The organism is Paenibacillus sp. LjRoot56, from assembly GCF_964253335.1.
Classification (GTDB): Bacteria; Bacillota; Bacilli; order Paenibacillales; family NBRC-103111; genus Paenibacillus_E; species Paenibacillus_E allorhizoplanae.
Window position 1 is genome coordinate 1 of the sequence record NZ_CAXURV020000022.1, and the last position, 258, is coordinate 258.

Sequence of the window (258 nt, forward strand, 5' to 3'; positions counted from 1 at the left end):
TTCAACTTAACCTCGCACGGGAACGTAACTCGCCGGTTCATTCTACAAAAGGCACGCCATCACCCATATAGAGGGCTCTGACTTTTTGTAAGCACACGGTTTCAGGTTCTTTTTCACTCCGCTTCCGCGGTGCTTTTCACCTTTCCCTCACGGTACTGCTTCACTATCGGTCACTAGGGAGTATTTAGCCTTGGCAGATGGTCCTGCCGGATTCCGACGGGGTTTCACGTGACCCGCCGTACTCAGGATACCTCTAGG

Annotated in this window: 1 rRNA gene; it reads right to left on the reverse strand. The window is 52.3% G+C overall.

Annotated features, from left to right (window positions below):
- Positions 1-258, reverse strand: a 23S ribosomal RNA gene (locus ACSQ8O_RS36760); the annotation flags it as partial.